We start from the raw sequence: 22,074 nt of genomic DNA, 5'->3' as shown, positions 1-22,074 counted from the left end.
GGTGGCCAGATGGTCCAGCTTGAACAGGTTGGCCAGCCGGCTCTCGTCCTGCTCGCCCTGCTCCAGCCCGTCGATCAGGGTGATCTGCCGCTCGACCAGCGTCTGGCTGCGCCGCGACAGGTTGACGAACATCGCGTTGACGTTGCTGCGCAGCCTGGCCTCCTCGCCGGCCAGGCGCACCGCCTCGCGGTGAACCTCGTCGAACGCCCGCGCCACCTCACCGATCTCGTCGTCGGAGACGACGCCGATCGGTTCCACCTGCACCTGTCCTGCCGAGTCGGACTCGCGCAACTGCTGGACGGTCTCGGGCAGCCTGCGGCCGGCGATGAACAGCGCCTCGCGGCGCAGCCTGCGCAGCGGGCCGCTCAGCGAGCGGGCCATCACCACGGTGACCAGCAGCACGAGGATCAGCAGGGCCACGATCGCGAAGGAGAAGATCATCGCGCCCTGCTGCTCGGCCCCCTGGACGGTACGGCTGCGCAGCAGGATCGAGTCGGCGACCCGCTGCTCGACCTCGCGCATGCCGTCGATGGTCTTGCTGACGGCGCCGAACCAGGCCTGGCCGTCGCGGGTGAGGCCGAGCCCCCTGTCGGTCAGGGGCAGGCCGGCGTCCTGCAGGGCCATGGCGCGGGCCTGGATCAGCTCGGCCCGGTCGACCGCCTGCCCGCTGACGGTGTCGTCGTAGGCCTGGCGCAGGTCGAGCGGCACCTGGGTCCGGAAGGTGGCCAGCTCGCCGTCACGCTGGGCGCGCGCGGCGATGAAGGCGTCCAGCTCATCCTTGCCGAAGCGCCCGGCGGCCAGCGCGGCCACGAGCAGCGCCCGCTGCCGCGAGACGAACTGCTTGGCCCTGGACAGGGCGGCGAAGCCGGCGACGCTGTCGCTGAGCTCCTTGTCCACGGCGCCCTGGTCGATGTTGTCGTTGAGCGCGAGGAAGTCGGAGATCGACTGGTCGTAGAGCGCGATCACCGAGGCGACGTTCAGCTTGGACTCGACCGCCGTCTTGCGGGAGTTGGCCAGCTCGTCGAACCGGTTCAGGACGCGTACGCCCTGGGCGCGCTGGGGGCTGTCCGAGTTGGCGAGCGCCTCGACGCCGCTCCGGGACTCCTCGACGAGCCTGTCGACCGCGGAGTATTGGGCGGTGACGGGGTTTCGGTCTCCCCTGCGCCCCTGCGCGACGTAGGTGGCGGTGAGATCTCGCTCCAGCTCGGTCTCGTGGGCCAGTTCGGTCAGCTTGCTGGCCAGGACCGCGGTCTCGTTGACCTGTTCGTACTCGTTGGCGCTGCTGGCGGAGGAGGCGACGCGGAATCCGCCGAGAATCAGTGCCGCCACGGTGGGGATGACGATCAGCGCGAGGAGTTTCGACCGTACGCGCCAGTTGCGCAGCCCGAACCCGCCCGCCCGTGCCGACCTGCCTTTGGCATGGGGGGTCGGGTGCGAGGGCGTCTCGGGAGGTAAGCCGGCGTCCCCGCCTGCTGGGGGCAATGTAGTTCTCACTGGCCTCCGCGACCTCTCCTTGATGGTCTGGTGCAAGAGGATCTGATTGTGCGTGCGCGTGACCTGTGTGCCGCCCCCGGGGACACGTTAGGCCCGAAATCCCATTTATGTTCAACTGATAATCGATATCGATCGTAAAGGTCACGGTCGATCGATCACCTAGCACATGTCTCTACGCCTCGACAGTAGCCACACGTTCGGGATGAACGCCACCCATCTGTCCACTTCGAACCTGGACATACCTCCATGAATACAGTGTGATCATTATTTCCGCATATATATTGATAATTTCCAGAATCGGGGGACCATGCGCAAGGGGTTGCCTGCGCTAGGGTGCGACCGTCGTCGATCACCCCCGATCAAAGGAGACGCAACATGAGGTTCGGTGCTCAAGGGCGCACCGCCCTGATTGGACTTGTAGCCACCCTTGTCATTACGGGGTGTTCCAGCCCGGATGGCAAGACCACGGAGGCCACCAACGCAAACGGTCTAGAGAAGACTTCCCTGCTGATCGGCCAGTATCCTGGCGCCGACTCCGCCCCGCTGTTCATCGCCATAGAACGCGGTTTCTTCAAGGAGCAGGGCCTCACTGTCAAGACCGAGGCCATCCAGGCCCCGCAGGCGGTGCTGCCCAAACTGGCCAACGGCAGCATGGACGTCGTGCTGGGCAGCTACGCCACCATCCTGACGATCCAGAGCACGGGATCGGAGAAGTTCAAGTACATCGCCGACTCCTACCAGGGCGCGGCCGGCGCCTTCGGCGTGATGGTGGGCAAGGACTCCCCCGTCAAGACGGTCGCCGACCTCAAGGGCAAGAAGATCGGCGTCAACTCCCTCGCCGGGCTCGGCGTCCTCACGATGAACCCGCACCTCAAGATCAGCGGGCTCAAGCCGCCGCCCGACCCGAACAAGGACGTCACGTACGTGGAGGTGCCGACCACCAACTGGCTGTCGGCGCTGGAGAAGGGAGACGTGGACGCGGTCTGGATGACCGACCCGTACGTCAGTGAGGCCAAGAACAAGCTCGGCGCCACCATGCTCGTCGACACCATGTCCGGACCGACCGAGGCGCTGCCGATCACCGGCTGGGCCGCCACCGAGAAGTGGGTGGCCACCAACCCGAAGACGATGGCCGCCTTCCAGCGGGCGATGGCCAAGGCCCAGAACATCGCCGCCACCGACCGCAGCGCCGTGACGAAGATCCTGCCGACCTTCACCAAGATCCCGGCCGCGACCGCCGCCACGATCAACCTGGGCGCCTACCCGACCACGCTCAGCGCCCAGCGCATCCAGCGGGTCGCGGACCTGATGCTCGAGTACGGCTTCATCAAGGAGAAGATCGACGTCTCCTCGATGATCGTCACCTCTCAGGGATGACGACGACGACCACACTGGCGCGGGGAGACCGGCTTCACCCTTCCCGCGCCAGGCTCGGAAAGCTCGTCCGCCACGTCATCGGCGTGGCGGCCTTTCTGCTCCTCTGGGAGCTGGCCGGCCGGACCGGCCTGCTCACCTGGCTGCCGACCGCCTCCGACTCGCTCGCGCGGGTGGTCGGGCTCGCCTTCGACCCCGCCTTCCTCGGCGACCTGCTCTCCACGCTCACGGCGGCCGCCATCGGCCTGCCGCTGGCCGTGTTCGTCGCCGTCCCCATCGGCCTGCTCCTCGGCACCGTGCCCGTCGTCGAGGAGATGACCCGGGCGATCGTCGAGTTCCTGCGGCCCATCCCGTCCGTCGCGCTGATCCCGCTGGCCCTGTTCGCGTTCCAGCCCGAGATCAACGCCAAGGTGTCCCTCATCGTCTACGCCGCCGCCTGGCCCATCCTGATCAACACCCTGTACGGCGTGCGTGACGTCGATCCGGTGGCCACCGAGACGCTGCGCTCGTTCGGCTTCGGCCCCGGCTCGGTCATCATCCGGGTGTCACTGCCGAGCGCCGCGCCGTTCATCTTCACCGGGATCCGGCTCGCGGCCTCGATCACGCTGATCCTGGCCATCAGCGTCGAGTACTTCGTCGGCGGCTCCGGTGGCATCGGCGCGTTCCTCATCCAGGCCAGCACCGGCATCGGCTCCGACGCGATGGTCGACGTGATCGCGACCCTGGTGTGGGCCGGCGCCATCGGCCTGGCCGTCAACACCGTGCTGCAGCGGGCCGAGCGGCGGCTGTTCAGGTGGCGATTCGCGTGACCTGGACCATCGTCAAGCGGCTCTGGCTGGTGCCGGTCGTCCTCGTCGGGTGGGAGTTCGCCGCCACCTCGGCCGCCAGCCCGTTCTTCCCGCCGCCCACGCTCATCGCCTCCAGGATGTACGAGATGTGGTTCTCCGGGCCGTTCCTGTTCACCGAGGAGGTCGTGGACAACTTCGTGCCCAGCATCGTCCGGGTGGTCGGCTCGTGGGCCGCGGCCGTGGTGCTCGGCGTCGGGCTCGGCGTCGCGCTGGGGCGGACCGCGTGGCTGGCCGACTACATCGATCCGCTGGTCGAGTTCGGCAGGGCCGTGCCGCCTCCCGCCATGCTGCCGGTCTTCCTGGTGCTGTTCCAGATGGGCACGCAGGTGCAGGTGGCGACCATCGTCTTCGGCATCATCTGGCCGATCCTGCTCAACTCGATCGACGGGGCCCGCAACGTCGACCACCTGCAGATGGACACCGCGACCGTCTTCGGGCTGCCCCCGCATCTGCGGTTGTTCCGGATCATCCTGCCCGCGGCTTCCCCGAAAATTTTCGCGGGTCTCCGGCTAAGCGTCTCTCTGGCGCTTATCCTGATGGTCATTTCGGAACTAAAGGGCAGCACGGACGGCATCGGCTATCTGCTCAGCGTGGCGAGCAGCAACGCCGACATGCCGGCGATCTGGGCCGGCGTGGTCGTGCTCGGAGTGCTCGGCTACGCCTTCAACTCCCTGTTCCTGCTGGCGGAGCGACGCGTGCTCACCTGGCATCGCGGCGCTCGCGGCACCGCGTAGGAGGCGGATGTGACAGACCTATTACTGAAGAATGTCCAGGTGGTCACACACGATCGGGACGAACCCGTCCTAGCGGACATCTCTGTGACCAGCGGCCGAATCGAGCGGATCGCCCCCGGTCAGCCGACCGAGGGTGTGCCAGACGTGATCGAGGGCGCCGGCCGGCTGGCCTTCCCCGGAGTCGTCGACGCCCACCAGCACTGGGGCATCTACAACCACCTGGCCGACGACACGGCCTCGGAGAGCAGGGCCTGCGCGCAGGGCGGCGTCACGACCGCGCTCACCTACATGCGCACCGGCCAGTACTACCTGAACAAGGGCGGCCCGTACGCCGACTTCTTCCCCGAGGTGCTGGAGCACGCGGAGGAACGGGCGTACGTCGACTACGGGTTCCACCTCGCGCCCATGTCCCGCGCGCACATCGACGAGCTGCCCGACCTGGTGGAGAGGTTCGGGGTGTCGTCGTTCAAGATCTTCATGTTCTACGGCGGGCACGGGCTGCACGGCCGCTCGGCCGACCAGAACGCGTTCCTGATGCTGCCCGAGGACGAGCGGTACGACTACGCCCACTTCGAGTTCGTGATGCGCGGCGTGCAGGCGGCCCGCGAGCGCTTCCCCGAACTGGCCGACGAGATCTCGCTCTCGCTGCACTGCGAGACCGCCGAGATCATGACCGCCTACACCAAGCTCGTCGAGGAGAGCGGCGAGCTGAGCGGGCTGGCCGCCTACAGCGCCTCCCGCCCGCCGCACTCCGAGGGCCTGGCCGTCTTCATCGCCTCCTACCTGGCCCACGAGACCGGCCTCGGCAACGTCAACCTGCTGCACCTGTCCTCGCGCAAGGCGATGGACGCCGCGGTGCGGATGGCGCGGACGTTCCCGCACATCGACTTCCGCCGGGAGGTCACCATCGGCCACCTGCTGGCCGACATCGACACCGCCAGCGGGCTCGGCGCCAAGGTGAACCCGCCGATCAGGCCGCGCGAGGACGTCGAGGCGCTGTGGGAGTACGTGCTCGACGGCACGGTCGACTGGGTGGTCAGCGACCACGCCTGCTGTCGCGAGGAGCTCAAGTTCGGCGCCCCGGCCGACGACGTGTTCCTGGCCAAGGCGGGCTTCGGCGGCGCCGAGTACCTGCTGCCCGGCCTGATCACCGAGGGCCGCCGGCGTGGCCTGACGTACGGGCGCGTCGCCGCGCTCACCTCGTGGAACCCGGCGCGCAGGTACGGCCTGCGCGACAAGGGGACCCTGGCCCCGGGCTTCGACGCCGACATCTGCCTGGTCGACCCCGGCAGCACGTGGACCGTGCGGGCGGCGGAGTCGGAGTCGGCGCAGGAGTACACCCCGTTCGAGGGCTTCGAGCTGACCGCGAAGGTCACCGACACGTTCGTGCGCGGCAACCATGTCCTGGACGCCGGCAAGATCGTGGGCCGCCCGCTGGGCCGCTACCTCCGCAGACCCCAGGTTGACTCCGAGGGCTGACCGAGGGGCTGACCGGGAGAACTGACAAGGTCATCGAACGCCGGGAATGGACATTTCGCATATGCAACTATTCCCGGCTTCGCTAGAGTCGATGTACTGATTCCGGCTTCCCCCCAAGGAAATCCCTTGCTCGAGATAGACAACCTCACACACGTATACGGCCCCGGCAGCCCCAACGAGCATCGCGCCATCGAAGGGCTGAAGCTGAGCGTCGCCGAGGGTGAGCTCCTGTGCATCGTCGGGCCCTCCGGTTGCGGGAAGTCGACGCTGCTGCGTTCCATCGCCGGGCTCATCACACCCACCGGCGGTGAGATCCGGGTCGAGGGCAAGCTGGTGCGTCAGACGCCCGGCAACCTGGCCGTCGTCTTTCAGGACTACAGCCGCTCGCTGTTCCCCTGGATGTCGGTGGCCGACAACGTCGCCCTGCCGCTGCGCCGCAGGAACATGGACAAACAGCAGCGTCGCGAGGCCGCGCACGAGGCGCTGGAGTCGGTCGGGCTGGAGGGCGCGGGGCGCAAATACCCGTTCCAGTTGTCGGGCGGCATGCAGCAGCGGGTGGCGATCGCCCGCGCGCTGGCCTACCGGCCCACGCTCATGCTCATGGACGAGCCGTTCGGCTCGGTCGACGCGCAGACGCGCGAGGACCTCGAGGACCTCGTGCTGAAGGTGCGCGGGCACCACCAGATGACGATCGTGCTCATCACCCACGACATCGACGAGAGCGTCTACGTCGGCGACCGGGTCGTGGTGCTGTCGAAGGCCCCGGCGCACGTGGTGGGCGACCTCAAGGTGGATCTGCCGGCCCCCCGCGACCAGATCACCACCCGCGAGCACCCCGACTTCGTGCAACACCCCGGCCTGACGGTGGCGGGCGATCGCCCGCCCCACGCGTGAGTGCCGCCGGACCTTCGTCCGGCGGCACTCACGCGTGGGGCGGGCGATCGCCCGCGACCGTCAGGCGGGGGTGTGCATGTGGCGGGTCAGAGCGTGCTCCACGAGCGTGATGAGCGTGCTCTTGACCGAGTCACGGGCGCGGGCGTCGAGGCGGATGATCGGCGTGTGCGGATTGAGCGACAGCGCCTCGCGTAGCTCCTCCTCCTGGTGCATGAACTGCCCGTCCCAGCCGTTGATGCCGATCACGAAGGGCAGTTTGGCCTCTTCGAAGTAGTCGATGGCCGGGAAGCTGTCGGCCAGCCGCCGCGTGTCGACCAGCACCACGGCGCCGATGGCGCCGCGCACCAGGTCGTCCCACATGAACCAGAACCGATGCTGCCCCGGCGTGCCGAACAGGTAGAGGATCAGATCGCGATCCAGAGATACCCGGCCGAAGTCCATGGCCACGGTCGTGGTGGTCTTGTTGGGAGTGAGCGAGACGTCGTCGACCCCGGCGGACGCGTCCGTCATCACCGCCTCCGTGGTGAGCGGCAGAATTTCCGAGACCGCACCCACGAACGTCGTCTTGCCCACGCCGAAGCCACCGGCCACGACGATCTTCGTCGATGTTAGGCCGGGGCTAGAGCCTGCGAAGTCCACTGAGCACCCTTTCGAGCAAGTTGAGGTCCGGCTTCCCCTCGTCCAGCGAAGGCTGGTGCACGCGGATCAGGCCTTCCGACGCCATGTCGGCGATCAGTACCCGGACCACGCCGAGAGGCTGGCGTAAAAGGGCGGAGATCTCAGCCACCGACCTGACATTTCTGGTCAGCTGAATGATCGCCTGATACTCCGGACTTAGTAGGGAAATGTCTTGGTATTCGGATGTCACGGAGGACACCAACGCCTCCATGGCGAACTTCATCCGCGGAGCCGTGCGGCCCCCGGTCACGGCATAGGGCCGCACCAGGGAGCTCGACTTCTGCGAACGGGGAACCGCCGGATGCGGCGGGGTACTATCACCAGCCCAACCCTGACCTGACACCATGATCTCCTGTCACCGCCCTATCGCGGACGGGCCGCCTGCAGCTCGGCGCGTACGGCCGGCGTGAGCACTTGGCCCGCCCGCTCGACCAGCAGCGTCATCTGGTAGGCCACCAGGCCCATGTCACAGTCGGGCGCCGCGAGCACGGCCAGGCAGGAACCATCGCTGATCGACATGATCATAAGCAGTCCGCGCTGCATCTCGATGACGGTCTGTGTCACCATGCCGCCCTCGAAGACGCGTGCCGCGCCCTGCGTCAGGCTGATCACACCCGAGGCTACCGCGGCCAGCTGATCGGCCCGGTCCTTCGGGAAACCCTCGGAGAAGGCCAGTGGCAAACCGTCAGACGAGACCACGACGGTGTGCGCGACACCTGGCACGTTGTTGACGAAATCAGTGATCAGCCAACTGATGCCACGCGCTCCCTGGCTTAGTTCTCTCATTTCTCCTCCTCGTTATCTTCTCCGCGGGTGAACGCCCGACCTTGCCGCACACCCTGCTGGAAGCTCGAGAGCCGGCTCCGCAACCGCTCGGGAGAGATCTGCGGCGCCGGTGACGTGGCCTGCGGCTCGGCCAGGCTCGCCGTACCCGGGACCAGGTTGGCCTTCGGCACGCGGCGCGGCAGGCCGGAGGCGGTCAGACCGCCCTTGGCCGGCTCGGCCGCGGCCTGCGCCGCCTGGAAACCGCTGTCGGCCGGAGAGGACCACGACACGCTCACACCCGACTCGCCCGGCGTGCGCCGCGGCAGCCTGGGCCGCTCCGGCGACTCCTGGGGCTCGGGACGACGCTCGAGTGAGGGCTCGGGGTCACGGTCGAACCGCACGGCGGGCTGGATGGCGGTCTCCGGCTCCGCGTCGTAGTCGTCCTCCTGCCTCGGCCGCAGCTGCTCGTGGTCTGGCTTGCGGAACCAGTCGGAGCCCACCGACGAGAAGATCGGCAGGAACTCGTCACCCTGGTCCTCCATCGGCGAGCTGCGCACGATGGGGAGCGGGCCGGTCAGGTCTTGTGAGGAGTATTCGCCGGGACCGAACGGGTCGAAGGCCGAATGACCGTTCTGCCCGTACGATTCGGCGGGCGGGGAGGTCTCGGCGAACGACGGCCAGCGTGACTCCTCGGCCGCGAACGGAGACTTCGGCTCGTCCGTGGAGAAGACCGACCGGCGCGGCTCCTCGCCGAAGGGCGGCCAGCGCGTCTCCTGCTGGGCGGGAGGCGGCTCGGTGGCGAACGACGGCCAGCGCGGCTCGTCCTGCTTGGCCGGGGGCGGCTCGGTCGAGAACGACGGCCACCTCGGCTCCTCCGCCCGGGGCGCCTCGTCGGCGAAGGAGGGCCAGCGCTGCTCGTCCCGGGCGGGCGGCGCCTCCTCGGGGAACGACGACCAGCGCGGCTCCTCCGGCTGCCTCGGCGCCTCCTCGGCGAACGACGGCCAGTTGCCGGTGCCGGGCACGGGCAGCGACCCCGGCCACTGGGTGTCCAGCGGCATGTCGCCCATCCGCGGCGCGGGGGGGTCGAGGGCCCCGGGCGGCGAGGCGAAGACGCCGGTGCCGTTGGCCGAGGCCTGGTCGAACGTGCTCGGGTCGAAGTCGGTGAAGGCTTCGTACTGGCCGCGCGGCTGCGGCACGGTGCCCGGAGCTCCGGCGATGAGCAGGTCGGGCATCATCACCATGGCGCTCAGGCCGCCGGTCTCCCGCATCCGCAGCTGGACCCGGATGCCGTGGCGCAGCGCGAGGCGGCCGACCACGAACAGGCCCATCCGCCGCGAGACCGCGACGTCCACGACCGGCGGGTTGGCCAGGCGCCAGTTGGCCTCGGCCAGCTCGTCGGCCGACATGCCGATGCCCAGGTCGTTGATCGTCACCAGCACGCCGCCCTCGACCGGGCTGCTGGTGACCTGGACCTTGCTCTCGCGGGGCGAGAACGAGATGGCGTTCTCGATCAGCTCGGCGAGCAGGTGCACGGAGTCGGTGACGGCCGGGCCGGCGATCTGGATGCCGGACGGGATCTGGATCTGGACCCGCTCGTAGTTCTCGACCTCCGACAGCGAGGCCCGGGCGATGTCGACGAGCGGCACCGGCTCGCTCCACTTACGCGCGGCCTCCTGGCCGGCGAGGACCAGGAGGTTCTCGCTGTTGCGGCGCATGCGGGTGGCCAGGTGGTCGAGGCGGAACAGGTTGGCGAGCCGGTTCTCGTCCTCCTCGCCCTGCTCCAGGCCCTCGATGAGCTGCAGCTGCCGCTCGACCAGGGTCTGGCTGCGCCGGGAGAGGTTGACGAACATCGAGTTGACGTTGGCGCGCAGCTTGGCCTCGTCGCCGGCCAGCCTGATCGCCTCGCGGTGGACCTCGTCGAAGGCCCGGGCCACTTCCCCGATCTCGTCGCGGGTGGTGACGCCGATCGACGGCACCTCGGGCACCGCGGCGCCGTCGCCCGACTCGCGCAGCACCCGGACGGTCTCGGGCAGCCGGGTGGTGGCCACCTGGAGCGCTTCGGCGCGCAGCCGGCGCAGGGGGCGCACCAGCGAGCCGGCCACCCGGGTGGTGAACACCAGGACCAGGAGCAGCAGGACCAGGATCATCGCGCCGGTGACGATGGCGCTGCGCTGCTCGGCGTCGCTCAGCTCGCGGGTCTTGGCCACGATGCCGGTGGCCAGGCCGTCCTCGACCTTGCGCATGGCGTTGACGGCCAGCGTGGTGCTCTCGTGCCAGAGGGTCAGGTCGCGGCGTGAGGTGACGTCGAGGTCCCTGATGGTCTTGTACTCGCGCAGCTGGGCCAGGGCGCGCTGGCGCATGGCGTCGGCGCGGTCGATCTGGACGCCCTTCATACCCTTGCGGTAGGCCGCCAGGTCGGCCGCGCCGGCCTCCTGCTCGAAGCTCGCGAGCTCGGCCTGCTGGCGGTTCCACGAGCCGAGGAAGTCGGACAGGTCGTCGTAGTCGAGCTGCCGCTCGATCAGCGCCACGACCAGGATGACCTGCTGGCGGGAGACCTCTTCCTTCATCCTGCCGAGGGCGCTGAGGGCGGCGACGTCTCCCTGCAGGGCGTCGTCGCTGACGCCGTCGGCCAGGTCGCGCTGCAGGCTGGCGAGGACCTCGATCATGGTGGAGAAGGTGCGGACGGCGGCCCGGGGCGGGACGCTGTCTCCCACGATCGACTCACGCAGGCCGTTGAGCCCGTCGAGCCACCGGCGCATCTCGACGATCTCGGAGAGCACACGCGGCGAGTGGGAGGCGTCGATGGCCTCTATGGCGGTGAGCACGCGCTCCTTGGCGGCGTCGACCGCCTTGCGCTGGGTGCCGAGCAGCGCCAGCCGACCGGCTCGGCGGCGGTCCGCGATGTACCAGGCCGTTAAGGTGCGTTCCTTGCCGAGCTCGTGCGAGAGCTGACCGGTGCGCTGGACCAGCTCGGCGACCTGGGTCAGCCGGCGGTATTCGGCGCTGGTGCCGATGGCGTCGGCCAGCTGCACGCCGGCGAGCAGCACGCCCACGACCGTGGGGATGAGGATGAGCGCCACCAGCCTTGAGCGCACGCGCCAGTTCCCCAGCCGGAACCGTCCGCCTGTGTGCTCCCCGGACTTGGTGTGCCTGGGGTTATCCGTCCTCACTGACTCTCGCAACCTCTCGCCGGTACGTGCTCGAAAATCTGACACGCGTGGGGCGCATGGGATTTGTCGGGGCTGGGTAATTGGAACACAACCCGTACCAGATCGGCCAACCGGACATTTCCCATCAAATACGACCAATTGTGATTCTTGGGCCGCATATCGCCGTACGTGTTTTTCAGGCTGGCCGGAAAGAGTCGCGCTCCACCGGCATCGCATGCTTGACCATCAGGTGACGGGTCACCGAATACTCCTGCACCGCCTCCTGGCTCATGTCCTTGCCGAACCCGCTGCCCTTGACCCCGCCGTGCGGAGCCTCGCTGGCGATCGGAAGATGGTCGTTGACCCAGGTCACACCCACATCGAGGCGGTGCGAAACCCGCATCGCCCGCGCCACGTCGCGCGACCACACCGACGAGGCCAGGCCGTAGCGCGTGTCGTTGGCGAGCCTGACGGCCTCATCCTCGCCATCGAACGGGAGGACCACGAGCACGGGGCCGAAAAGTTCTCCCTGGACGATATCGCTGTTCTGCGCGACATGTGTCACAAGTGTGGGCGGATAGTAGAAGCCGGGACCGTCGACCGGACGCCCGCCATGGACGACGCGCCCGCCGGAGCGTTCCACGAAGCCATGCACCCGCCGCCGGTGCTCCGCCGAGATGAGCGGGCCGATGTCCGTGGCCGGGTCCCAGGGGTCTCCCACGGAGATTTCGGCAAGTCTTGCCCGGATCGCCTCTACCGCCTCGTCGTACACCTGCCGCGCGACGTAGACGCGCGTGGCGGCGGTGCAGTCCTGGCCGCTGTTGTAGGTGGCGCCCATGGCCACGCCGCCCGCCATCTCGGCCAGGTCGGCGTCCTCGAACACGAGCGCGGGAGCCTTGCCGCCAAGCTCCAGGTGCACCCGCTTGAGCGTTTTGGCCGCGCCCGTCATGACCGCGCGGCCCGTCTCGGTCGAACCGGTGACGCTGACCATGTCCACGCCCGGATCGGTCACCAGCGCCTCGCCCACCTCGGCGTCGCCGGTGACCGCCTGCACGAGCCCGTCGGGCGCCCCCGCCTTGGCGAACAGCTCGGCCAGCCGCAGGGTGGTGCGCGGCGTCTGCGGCGCCGGCTTGATGACCACCGCGTTGCCCGCCGCGATCGCCGGCCCGAGCTTCCAGACGGCCATCACGAACGGGAAGTTCCACGGCGCGATCGACCCGACCACGCCGACGGGACGGCGCAGCAGGATCGAGGTGTAGCCGCGACTGAACACCCCGGCGCCCGAGCCCTCCAGCGAGCGGGCGGCTCCGGCGAAGAAGCGCAGGTTGTCGGCGGCGAACGGCAGCTCGCCGTCGCGGAAGACCGGCGCGGGCTTGCCGGTGTCCTCCACCTCCAGCCGGGTCAGCTCCTCGGCGTCGGCCTCGACCAGGTCGGCCAGCCGCAGCAGCAGCCGCGCCCGCTCGCCGGGCGTGGTCTCCGCCCACTCCGCGTAGGCGGCGCGGGCCCTGCCCACGGCCCGCGCCACGCCTTCCACCGGTGTGTCGGGAACCGTGTCGTGGAGCTGTCCGGTCGCCGGGTTGATCAGTTCGCGCATCGTTACTACTTCTGTCCGATTTCTTCGATGAGGTCCGCGGCCTTGCGCAGACCGTCGCGGCCACGGATCTCCTCGCCCGCGGCGGCCAGCCGGTCGCGCAGCGAGGTGTCGCCGAGCAGGCGGTCGAGGGCGCCGGTCAGCTCCTCGTCGGTGAAGCCGTACGTGGAGAGCCGGACGCCGTAGCCGAGCTCGTCGACCCGCTGGGCGTTGTCGTACTGGTCCCAGAACAGCGGCAGCAGGATCATCGGCTTGCCGAAGTGCAGGGCCTCGGTGGTGGTGTTGTTGCCGCCATGGGTGATCACCAGGTCGCAGAGCGGAATGATCTTGGTCTGCGGCAGGAACTCGGCGCCCCACATGTTGTCGGCCAGCTTGATCTCCTCGTGCAGCGGGCCCTTGGAGACGATGAACTGGTGCGGGGTGGTGGCCAGCACGTCGATCACCCGCTGCATCAGCTCCACGTCGGAGGAGCCGAGCGAGCCCAGCGAGAAGTAGACCAGCGCGCCCTCACCCCGCTGGAAGGGCAGCTCGAAGGGCTCGTCGGTCTCGCGGACCGAGGAGTCGAGCCGATGCCAGCCGGCGCCGAGCGGGCGGTCGGCCACGTAGTCGAGGATCTCCGGGAAGACGTAGAGGTTGAGGTCGCCCTCGTGGATGAAGTCGAGGTCGGGCAGCGGCTCGGTGCCCTGCTCGACGCACCACTCGTTGAAGGAGTCCCACAGCTCGCGGTGGGTGCGCTCGTACTCGGCGCGGAAGGCCTCCCACTCGCCGCGGTCGGCGGCGGGCAGGCCGGAGAAGACCGGCGCGATGTTCTCGCCGCGCACCTCGAGCGGGTTGCAGGAGACGATGCGGACGAACTTCTTGCCCGCCGTGAGCAGCGCCGGGAACGTGATCACGTTGTCCTCGACGATGACGTCCGGCTGGACCCGCTCGATGATGGCCTTGAGCTGCGGCTCGCAGTATTTGACGCCGTCGATCAGCGACTCCCAGATCGGCTTGGTGACCGTCTCGAGCTGCTCGAGGGTGCTCTTGCGGTATTCGGGCGCGGTCTCGCGGATGAAGTCCTTCCAGAACTGACCCGCGTCCTGCTCCTCCTCGGCCGGAGGGGCCAGGTCGACCAGGTCCTCCTCGAAGCCGAGCGCCGCGAGCTTGCCCTTCCAGGACGCCTCGGCGGCGAAGACGACGCGGTGGCCGCGGCGGCGGAGGATGTCGCCGATGCCGATGCTGTTGTTGGTGGGCCCGTAGGCGCTTTCCGGCATGAACAGGACAGTGAGAGACATCATGCACTCCGGGGGCTGTTAAGTTGAACGCCAATTCAAATGCTCGTCTAGCGTGAAGGTCAACTTCACGGCACTATGGTCACGGCTTCCTGAATAAAAGACAAAAAAGGGTGGTGAGCATGGCCCAGCGCAAGAGCCGTACCGACCGGCGCATCGACCTGATCGAGGCCGCGCGCCGGGCCATCATCCGGCACGGCGTTGACGGGGTCCAGCTCTCGCACGTCGCCGAGGAGGCCGGGCTGACCTCCGGCGCCGTGCTCTATCACTATCCCGACCTCAGCGAGCTGCTGGTCGAGGCCCAGCACGCCGGGATGGAGAGGTTCTACGAGCAGCGGCTGCGGCAGCTCGCCACGATCACCGACCCGGTCACGAAGCTGGCCACGACGGTCAGGTCGGGGCTGCCGACCGGGCCGCTCGACCCGGACGTGCGGCTGCTCAACGAGCTCGGCGGGGCGGCCGGCCGCAACCGGATGTACGGCGTGCTGCTCACCTCGCTCTACGACCGCCAGGTGTCGATGTACCAGTCGATCCTGGACACCGGGGCCGCGCTGGGGGTGTTCAGGCTGAGCGGCGACTCGCTGACGATCGCGCGCAACCTGGTGGCCCTGGAGGACGCCTACGGCTATCGGATCACGGCCAGGCACCCGCTCATCGGCCCGGCCGAGGCCGCCGAGCTGATCCTGTCCTACGCGCGCACGGCGACGGGCAACGATCTCGTCCACTGAGCCGCCGGGTCTCATCTGGCCCCCGGGATGATGACGGCGTCGGGCGCCTCCCAGTGGAGTTTCACCTCGGCCCCCGGCTGCACGCCGCTGGCTCCCTGGACGGCCACCAGGACGGGTCTGACATGGCCGGGCACGTCGACCGAGATGTGTGAGACGCCGCCGTAGAAGCTGACGTCGAGCACGGTCCCCCCGAGTCCGTCCGGAGTCTCCGCCTCGCGCAGCCGGATCTTCTCCGGCCGGACGCCCAGCAGAGCCTTGGCGCCCTCCTCCAGCCCGTCCAGCGGGGTGCCGGACAGCGGGCCGAAGTCCTCGGTCAGCAGCGTCTCGGGGCCGGCCGTGCCCTCGAAGAGGTTGTTGGCGCCGACGAAGTCGGCCACGAACGGCGTGCGCGGCCTCTCGTAGAGCGCGACCGGCTCGTCCACCTGGCGCACGCGGCCGTGCTCGAAGACCGCGATGCGGTCGGCGAGCGACATGGCCTCCTCCTGGTCGTGGGTCACGACCACGAACGTGATGCCGACCTCGTGCTGCAGCCGCTTGAGCTCCAGCTGCATGTCCGCGCGGACCTTCTTGTCGAGGGCCGAGAGCGGCTCGTCGAGCAGCAGCAGGCGCGGGCGCTTGACGATGGAGCGGGCCAGCGCGACGCGCTGGCGCTGGCCGCCGGACAACTGCGCGGGCTTCCTGTCGCCGTGGGCCGACAGGCCGACGGTCTCCAGCACCTCGCCGACGCGCTTCCTGATCTCCTGGCGGGGCAGCCTCTCGCGTTCGAGGCCGTAGGCGACGTTCTTGGCCACGGTCATGTGCGGGAACAGCGCGTATGACTGGAACATGAGGCTGATCGGCCGCCGGTTCGGCTGCCTGCCGAGCAGGTCCTCGCCGTCGAGCGTCACGGTGCCGCCGTCGGGCGTCTCGAACCCCGCGATGATGCGCAGCAGCGTGGTCTTGCCGCAGCCCGAGGGGCCGAGCAGGGCGAAGAACTCCCCCTGCCCGATCTCCAGGGAGACGTCGTCGAGCGCGGTCACGTCGCCGAACCGGCGGGTGATCCCGTCAATCTTGAGCACGTGACTCACCGATCTTGGTCAGGCGCTGGCCCACGATCACCGCGGTGAAGCTCACCAGCAGCAGGATCGTGCCCAGTGCGTTGATCTCAGGCGTGACCCCGAAACGGATCATCGAGTAGATGACGATCGGCAGCGTCTGTTCGAGGTTGCCGATCGTGAAGAAGGCGATCACGAACTCGTCCAGCGACAGCGTGAACGCCAGCAGCGCGCCCGCGACGATGCCGGGAGCCAGCTGCGGCAGCGTGACCTTCACGAACGTGGTGACCGGGCCCGCGCCGAGGTCGCGCGAGGCCTCCTCCAGCGAGGTGTCGGCGCCCGCCAGCCGGGTGCGCACCACCGCGGCGACGAAGGCCATCGCGAACACCCCGTGCGCCAGGATCACCGAGTAGAGGCCGAGCGTGAACTGGACCAGCCCGTAGAAGACCAGCAGGCCGATCGCGAGCACCAGGTCGGGCAGGACGGCCGGCATCAGCGCGAAGGCGTCGAGGGTCTTGGACCTGGTGTACCTGGCCAGGCCGACGGCCAGCAGCGTGCCCAGCACGGTGGCGATCACCGTCGAGCCCACCGCCACGACCAGCGTGTTGACCAGGCCCTCCATGACCTTCTTGTCCTGGGCCAGCACGCCGTACCACTTGAGGCTGAAGCCCTCGTAGGTGTAGGCGGACTTGCCGGAGTTGAACGACATCATGACGAGCACGACGATCGGCGCGTACAGGAAGAAGTACGTGAACCAGAACGGGACGTGCAGCAGCCTCGACCTACGCACGGCGGGCCGCCCGGGCCTGTGCGATGAGGAGCAGGACGAGCACCACGACGAGCGCGGTGGCCAGCGCCGAGCCGAACGGCCAGTCGCGGGCCTTGAGGAACTCGGTGCGGATCAGGTTTCCCACCATGATCGACTTACCGCCGCCCAGCATCTCGGGGATGACGAAGTTGCCGAAACTCGGCACGAACACGAACAGGGAGCCCGTCAGCACGCCCGGCACGGTCAGTGGCAGCGTCACCTTGCGGAACGTGGTGAGCGGCGAGGCGCCCAGGTTGGCCGACGCCTCGCGCAGCTGCGGATCGAGCTTGTCGATCGCGGCGTAGAGCGGCAACACCATCAGCGGCAGGTAGGAGTAGAGCAGCCCGGTGACGACGGCGCCGTCGGTGTAGAGCAGTTCGAGCGGGTCGAGGCCGAACACCTTGAGGCCGGAGTTGATCAGGCCCTGCCCGTTGAGCAGGATGATCCAGGCGTAGACCCGGATGATGAAGTTGGTCCAGAACGGCAGCACGATCGCCACCAGCGCGATCGTCTTCCACTTCGGTGGCAGCTGGGCGATCAGGTAGGCCGTCGGGTAGCCGAGCAGCAGCGCGATCAGCGTGGTCACGGCGGCGATCTTCAGCGAGTCGCCGACCACGCCGAGGTAGAGCGGGTCGATCAGGCGGGTGAAGTTCTCGGTGGTGAACTCGTAGACGAGCCCGCCGAAACGCCCTCGCTGGAAGAAGACGTTGCTGAGCACCAGCGCCAGCGGCACCAGCATCAGCACGACCAGGTAGACCAGCCCGGGCGCGAGGAAAACGAACGCGCCCAGCCGGCGCTCCCTCACGGGGGAGACCGGCCGGGCGGCAGCTTGCGGCTTCACTGCGACTAATCTGCCGTGACCTCGGATGACAGGCGCGTGAACTTCGTGGACGCCTGTCCCAGGTCGATGATCGACTCACCGTCGAGCAGCTCGGCCGGCTTGATGCCCAGCAGCGAGCCCGGGGCGACCTTCACCTGGTCCATCGCGGCCTTGTTGGGCACCTTGTAGTTGATGTTCTCGGCGGCCCAGCGGTGCACCTCGGGGTCGAGGATGTAGTTGATGAAGGCGTGCGCGGCCTCCTTGTTCTTGGAGGACTTCATGATCACCATGGTGTCCACCCAGAGGTCGCTGCCCTCCTTCGGCACCGCGAACTTGATGTTCTGCTTCTCGTCCGTGGTCGGGCACCAGCCGTCCCACGCCTCGACCATGACGGCGTCGCCCGACACGAGCAGGTCACCGAAGGTCGTGTCGTCGTACTTGAGCAGGTGGGGCTTGGCCTCGAGGAGGAGCTGCTTGGCCTTGGCGATCTCCTCGTCCTTGTCGGTGTTGACCGAGTAGCCGAGGACCTTGAGCGCGGGCAGGGCCAGCCAGCGCTCGGTGGTCATCATGGTGACCTTCTTGTCCGCCCAGGCCGGCGGCTTGAGGATGTCGTTCCAGCTGGTGGGCGGCGCCTTCACCAGGTCGGTCCGGTAGCAGATGCCGGTCGTGCCCCAGGTGTAGGGCACGGAGATCTTGTTGCCCTTGTCGTAGGAGAGCTGGGTGGCCTCGGGGTACAGGTTGGACAGGTTGGGGATCAGCTCGGGGTGGATAGGCTCCAGTAGTCCCTGCTCGTTGAGCGCCTGCGCGTACTGACCCGACACGAACGCCACGTCGATGCCGCTGTCGCCGCCGGCGGTGAGCTTGGTCATCGCCTCCTCGTTGGTGGCGTGCAGCACGATGTTCATGTCGGAGACCTTGAACTTCTCCTTGAACTTCTCGGTCAGCTCCTTCGGCGTGTATCCGTCCCACACCGTCACGTTGAGCGACTGCTTCGAGAGGTCGGCATTGGGGTTGAGCTGGGCGGCCGTCGCCTGTGGGGCCGTCTCTGCGCTGTCGGTCGACTCACCGCCGCACGCCGCGACAGCGAGCGCGAGGCCGGCCGCCGCGACGGCGGCCGGAAGACGACGGGTGAACCGGGTACGGAACACGGCCGCTACTCCTTTGGATTCCGAGGTACGAGGGGTCACGCGACCAACCGGGCACGGGAGACCAGAGCAGGAGTGTTGCAGCAGAAATCAACATGAGCAAGACTTTTGCGGACATTACTACCTGGAAGTTTGGTCAGACTGTTGAATTCGGATTCAATTTGGGGACGACTGATCTCCCTGGGTGAGAGAAATCTCACAGAGCGAGATCGCGGTCTCACAGCCGCGCTGGTCACGCTGTTGGACGGCGACGTGCCACAGCCCTTCGCGCTGCGCAGGTTCCAGCAGTTGCCCAGCTTCTCGCACCACGAGGCCGGATCCCACGTCGGGGTCCCGGCCGAGCGTGCTTTCGGCGAGCACGTCGATCAGACAAACTATTCGGTGGTGGTGGGTGATCAGGTCGTTGTCAAGTGGCTGACACCGCCCGCGCCGATGCCGCATCCGAGCCTCGACGTGCTCGCCCATCTCGTTGAGGCCGGCTTCAAGGAAACCGCTCCTCCCTACGCGGCCTTGACTCTCCGTGAAAAGTCCGGCGAGGTGCTGCTGGCCCTGATCACGGGCTACCTGCCCGAGGCGCGCGACGGCTGGGAGTGGTGCGTCGACGAGGCCGAGGGCGGCCGCACCGCCTTCGCCGGCGACCTCGGCCGCCTCGCCGCCGATCTCCACCTCGCCCTCGCCACCCTTCCGGGCACCGATACGGCCGGCGGCCCCCTGCGCGCGTCGGCGCGGGCCGAGCGGGCGCTGGAGGAGGCGCTCGACCTCACCGGCGGCGAGGACGGCCGATGGCTGGCGTCCAGGGCCGGCGACCTCGCCCGCGAGCTGGCCCCCCTGACCACGCCGATCACCACGCCGCTGATCCGCATCCACGGCGACCTGCACGTGGGCCAGATCCTGCGCTGGCGCGACGGCTACGCGGTGATCGACTTCGACGGCAACCCGACGGTCACCGAGGCCGAGCCGTACCAACCGGCGGCCCGGGACCTCGCCCAGCTCACCACCAGCCTCGAACACGTGGCCCAGGTGGCCGTCAAACGCCGCGGCACACCGCCCGGCCGGGCCGCCGGCTGGGCGCGGACGGCCCGCGGCCGGCTGCTGGCCGCCTACCGCGGCCGCCTGGTCGAACGGGGCCGGCCCGACCTGCTGGACGAGTCGCTGATCCGCCCGTTCGAGATCGAGCAGGAGTGCCGCGAGCTCATCTACGCGGCCCGCCACCTGCCCCGCTGGCGCTACGCGCCGATGGGCGTCCTGCGCGCCCGCTACCCCGACCCTGAGGAGACACCGTGAACCCCGAGCTCTACCTGGCCGACCTCGAGGCCAAACCGGCCGCCCTGGCCGCGCTGGCCGAGTCGCTGGACGCGGCCGACCCCTTCCAGTCCCTCCCCCGGAACGTCGAGCGGGTGCTCTTCCTCGGCATGGGCAGCTCCCGCTACGCCGCCGGCGTGGCCGCCCTCCGGTTGCGCGCCGCCGGGATCGACGCCTACGCCGAGTACGCCTCGGCCGCCGCCTCCTACCCGGCCTCCCGGGGCACGCTGGTCGTCCCGATCTCGGCCACGGGCGGCAGCCGGGAGACCCTGGACGCGGTGGCCCGCTACGCGGGCACGGAGGTGTTCATGGCCGCGCTCACCAACGACCCCGGCTCGGCGATCGGCGAGCCGGCCGACCTGGTGGTCCCGCTGCTCGCGGGCGAGGAGCGGGGCGGCGTCGCGTGCCGGACGTTCCAGCACACCCTCGCCCTGCTGCTCGCCCTGCGGTCACACCTCGTGGGCGCCGGACGGGAGCTCGACGTGGCGGCCCTGGTGCGGCGCGCCGCCGAGGCCACCGCCGACCTGCTGGACCGCCGCGACGAGTGGCTCCCCGTGGCGCTGGAGCTCCTCGACGGCCCGCACGGCGTCTACGCCATCGCGCCCGCGGAACGCCTGTCGTCGGCGGAGCAGTCGGCCCTGATGGTGCGGGAGGGCCCACGCCGCCCCGCCGACGCCTGCGAGACGGGCGACTGGTCGCACGTGGACGTCTACCTCACCAAGACCCTCGACTACCGGGCCCTGGTCTTCCCCGGCTCCCGCTACGACGAGCAGGCCATGGACTGGGTCCGCGAGCGCGGCTCGACGGTGCTGGCCGTGGGGGCCGACCTCAAGGGCGCCGCGGCCTCGATCCGCTACCGCCACGACGACGACGCCGACGTGGCGCTGCTCACCGAGACCCTGGTGGCGGAGCTGGTCGCGGCCCACTGGTGGTCGGCCCGCTCCTGAGGCCGATCGGCCGTGGCGACCTGCGACCGGTGCCGGCGCCCGCGAACGGTCAAGGCGCGCTGACGCTCAGCGCACGCGAACACTCAGCGCACGCGGACGGTCAGGGCACGCGGACGGTCAGTGCACGCGGACGGTCAGGGCGTGTTCCACCAGCGCGATGAGCGTGTTCTTGACCGCTTCGCGGGCGCGGGCGTCGGTGCGGATGACGGGCACGTGGGGAGAGAGCGTGAGCGCCTCCCGCACCTCGTTCTCCATGTGCGGGAAGTGACCGTCCCACCCGTTGAGGCCGATCACGAAGGGCAGCTTGGCCTCCTCGAAGTAGTCGATCGCCGGAAAGCTGTCGGCCAGCCGCCGTGAGTCCACGAGCACCACGGCCCCGATCGCGCCGCGCACCAGGTCGTCCCACATGAACCAGAACCGGTGCTGGCCCGGGGTCCCGAACAGGTAGAGGAGCAGGTCGCGGTCGAGCGCCATCCGCCCGAAGTCCATCGCCACCGTCGTGGTCGTCTTGCCCGGCGTGTGCGCCAGGTCGTCGATGCCCGACGAGGCGTCCGTCATCACCGCCTCCGTGGTCAGCGGCATGATCTCGGACACCGCTCCCACGAACGTCGTCTTCCCGACACCGAATCCACCCGCGACCACGATCTTCGTCGAGGTGAGGCCCGAACTAGAGCCTGCGAAGTCCACTGAGCACCCTTTCGAGCAGGCGCCTGTCAGGCAGCCCTGCCTCTAGCTGTGGCTGGTAGACCCTGACCAGCCCTTCCGCCTCCATGTCCGCGACCAGCACCCTCGCCACTCCCAGCGGGATGGCCAGCAACGCGGACACCTCCGCCACCGACCTCACCTGACGGCACAGCTCGCTGATCGCACGATACTCCCGCGTGTACGTCATTCCGAGCTGTACCGAGGTCGCCGACGAGACGAGCGCCTCCATGGCGAGCCCGCCCCTCGGCGCCGTGCGGCCGCCGGTGACGGCGTACATCCGGACCAGGGAGCTTCGCTCCGGCTCC

21 protein-coding genes are annotated in these 22,074 nt (G+C 68.9%); 8 read left to right on the top strand and 13 right to left on the bottom strand.

The annotated features are described in order from the left end of the window. Nucleotides 1-1,482: nitrate- and nitrite sensing domain-containing protein (locus tag AB0C16_RS15705; RefSeq protein ID WP_357683042.1), on the bottom strand; the 1,482-nt coding region annotated here is incomplete at its 3' end. 387 nt (nt 1,483-1,869) lie between these two features. Here AB0C16_RS15705 and AB0C16_RS15700 point away from each other — a divergent pair. From AB0C16_RS15700 to AB0C16_RS15680, 5 genes are all read left to right on the top strand, one after another. Beyond that, nucleotides 1,870-2,871, top strand: a complete 1,002-nt coding sequence (locus AB0C16_RS15700; RefSeq protein WP_357683040.1) for an ABC transporter substrate-binding protein — start codon at nt 1,870-1,872, stop codon at nt 2,869-2,871. Further along, complete coding sequence (locus AB0C16_RS15695; protein ID WP_357683038.1) at nt 2,868-3,677, top strand: ABC transporter permease; 810 nt, start codon at nt 2,868-2,870, stop codon at nt 3,675-3,677. Before AB0C16_RS15700 ends, AB0C16_RS15695 begins: the two co-directional genes overlap by 4 nt. Continuing rightward, on the top strand, nt 3,674-4,450 hold the full coding sequence (locus tag AB0C16_RS15690) for an ABC transporter permease (protein WP_357683036.1): 777 nt from the start codon (nt 3,674-3,676) through the stop codon (nt 4,448-4,450). The genes AB0C16_RS15695 and AB0C16_RS15690 overlap by 4 nt, the downstream gene beginning before the upstream one ends. 84 nt (nt 4,451-4,534) lie before the next feature. Beyond that, nucleotides 4,535-5,929: a dihydroorotase family protein gene (locus AB0C16_RS15685; RefSeq protein WP_357683034.1), complete on the top strand. Its 1,395-nt coding sequence runs from the start codon at nt 4,535-4,537 to the stop codon at nt 5,927-5,929. 126 nt (nt 5,930-6,055) lie between these two features. Next, nucleotides 6,056-6,823, top strand: coding sequence for an ABC transporter ATP-binding protein (locus AB0C16_RS15680; RefSeq protein WP_357683032.1), 768 nt, complete (start codon nt 6,056-6,058; stop codon nt 6,821-6,823). 60 nt (nt 6,824-6,883) lie between these two features. Here the strand turns inward: AB0C16_RS15680 and AB0C16_RS15675 are convergent, their stop codons facing one another. The 6 genes from AB0C16_RS15675 to AB0C16_RS15650 form a co-directional block, all read right to left on the bottom strand. After that, nucleotides 6,884-7,414 (bottom strand): ATP/GTP-binding protein, encoded by a 531-nt coding sequence (locus AB0C16_RS15675; RefSeq protein WP_357683030.1) that lies wholly within the window; start codon nt 7,412-7,414, stop codon nt 6,884-6,886. A 28-nt stretch (nt 7,415-7,442) separates the two neighbouring features. After that, nucleotides 7,443-7,847 (bottom strand): DUF742 domain-containing protein, encoded by a 405-nt coding sequence (locus tag AB0C16_RS15670; protein WP_225263479.1) that lies wholly within the window; start codon nt 7,845-7,847, stop codon nt 7,443-7,445. Nucleotides 7,848-7,864: 17 nt separating this feature from the next. Continuing rightward, entirely contained in the window at nt 7,865-8,287 is a 423-nt protein-coding gene (locus tag AB0C16_RS15665; RefSeq protein WP_055507217.1) for a roadblock/LC7 domain-containing protein, read from the bottom strand. Then, nucleotides 8,284-11,361 (bottom strand): nitrate- and nitrite sensing domain-containing protein, encoded by a 3,078-nt coding sequence (locus AB0C16_RS15660; protein ID WP_357683027.1) that lies wholly within the window; start codon nt 11,359-11,361, stop codon nt 8,284-8,286. Before AB0C16_RS15660 ends, AB0C16_RS15665 begins: the two co-directional genes overlap by 4 nt. A 250-nt stretch (nt 11,362-11,611) precedes the next feature. After that, entirely contained in the window at nt 11,612-13,009 is a 1,398-nt protein-coding gene (locus tag AB0C16_RS15655) for an aminobutyraldehyde dehydrogenase (RefSeq protein ID WP_357683025.1), read from the bottom strand. A gap of 5 nt (nt 13,010-13,014) precedes the next feature. After that, nucleotides 13,015-14,283, bottom strand: coding sequence for a glycosyltransferase (locus AB0C16_RS15650; RefSeq protein WP_357683024.1), 1,269 nt, complete (start codon nt 14,281-14,283; stop codon nt 13,015-13,017). Nucleotides 14,284-14,402: 119 nt separating this feature from the next. Here AB0C16_RS15650 and AB0C16_RS15645 point away from each other — a divergent pair, with 119 nt between their 5' ends. Beyond that, nucleotides 14,403-15,008, top strand: coding sequence for a TetR family transcriptional regulator (locus AB0C16_RS15645; protein WP_357683022.1), 606 nt, complete (start codon nt 14,403-14,405; stop codon nt 15,006-15,008). An 11-nt stretch (nt 15,009-15,019) separates the two neighbouring features. Here the strand turns inward: AB0C16_RS15645 and AB0C16_RS15640 are convergent, their stop codons facing one another. The 4 genes from AB0C16_RS15640 to AB0C16_RS15625 are packed head-to-tail and all read right to left on the bottom strand — an operon-like array spanning nt 15,020 to nt 18,818. Further along, complete coding sequence (locus tag AB0C16_RS15640; protein ID WP_357683020.1) at nt 15,020-16,066, bottom strand: ABC transporter ATP-binding protein; 1,047 nt, start codon at nt 16,064-16,066, stop codon at nt 15,020-15,022. Further along, nucleotides 16,053-16,832: an ABC transporter permease gene (locus tag AB0C16_RS15635; protein ID WP_357683018.1), complete on the bottom strand. Its 780-nt coding sequence runs from the start codon at nt 16,830-16,832 to the stop codon at nt 16,053-16,055. Before AB0C16_RS15635 ends, AB0C16_RS15640 begins: the two co-directional genes overlap by 14 nt. Then, nucleotides 16,825-17,691, bottom strand: coding sequence for an ABC transporter permease (locus AB0C16_RS15630; RefSeq protein WP_357683016.1), 867 nt, complete (start codon nt 17,689-17,691; stop codon nt 16,825-16,827). Before AB0C16_RS15630 ends, AB0C16_RS15635 begins: the two co-directional genes overlap by 8 nt. A gap of 5 nt (nt 17,692-17,696) precedes the next feature. Then, on the bottom strand, nt 17,697-18,818 hold the full coding sequence (locus tag AB0C16_RS15625) for a spermidine/putrescine ABC transporter substrate-binding protein (protein ID WP_357683014.1): 1,122 nt from the start codon (nt 18,816-18,818) through the stop codon (nt 17,697-17,699). Nucleotides 18,819-19,067: 249 nt separating this feature from the next. On the opposite strand from AB0C16_RS15625, the gene AB0C16_RS15620 reads away from it, so the two are divergent. Together AB0C16_RS15620 and AB0C16_RS15615 are read left to right on the top strand one after the other, a co-directional pair. Further along, entirely contained in the window at nt 19,068-20,099 is a 1,032-nt protein-coding gene (locus AB0C16_RS15620; protein ID WP_357683012.1) for a phosphotransferase, read from the top strand. After that, nucleotides 20,096-21,064, top strand: coding sequence for an SIS domain-containing protein (locus AB0C16_RS15615; protein ID WP_357683010.1), 969 nt, complete (start codon nt 20,096-20,098; stop codon nt 21,062-21,064). Before AB0C16_RS15620 ends, AB0C16_RS15615 begins: the two co-directional genes overlap by 4 nt. A 117-nt stretch (nt 21,065-21,181) precedes the next feature. Here AB0C16_RS15615 and AB0C16_RS15610 read toward each other — a convergent pair whose 3' ends face one another. Then, on the bottom strand, nt 21,182-21,751 hold the full coding sequence (locus tag AB0C16_RS15610; protein WP_357683008.1) for an ATP/GTP-binding protein: 570 nt from the start codon (nt 21,749-21,751) through the stop codon (nt 21,182-21,184). After that, nucleotides 21,732-22,046, bottom strand: coding sequence for a DUF742 domain-containing protein (locus tag AB0C16_RS15605; protein ID WP_357683065.1), 315 nt, complete (start codon nt 22,044-22,046; stop codon nt 21,732-21,734). The genes AB0C16_RS15610 and AB0C16_RS15605 overlap by 20 nt, the downstream gene beginning before the upstream one ends. Between the last annotated feature and the right edge of the window lie 28 nt (nt 22,047-22,074).

The sequence above is a fragment of the Nonomuraea sp. NPDC048916 genome (genome assembly GCF_040649575.1).
Taxonomy (GTDB): domain Bacteria; phylum Actinomycetota; class Actinomycetes; order Streptosporangiales; family Streptosporangiaceae; genus Nonomuraea.
The sequence above is the reverse complement of the archived record's forward strand: the minus strand, read 5'-3'. Positions and strand labels throughout refer to the sequence as shown.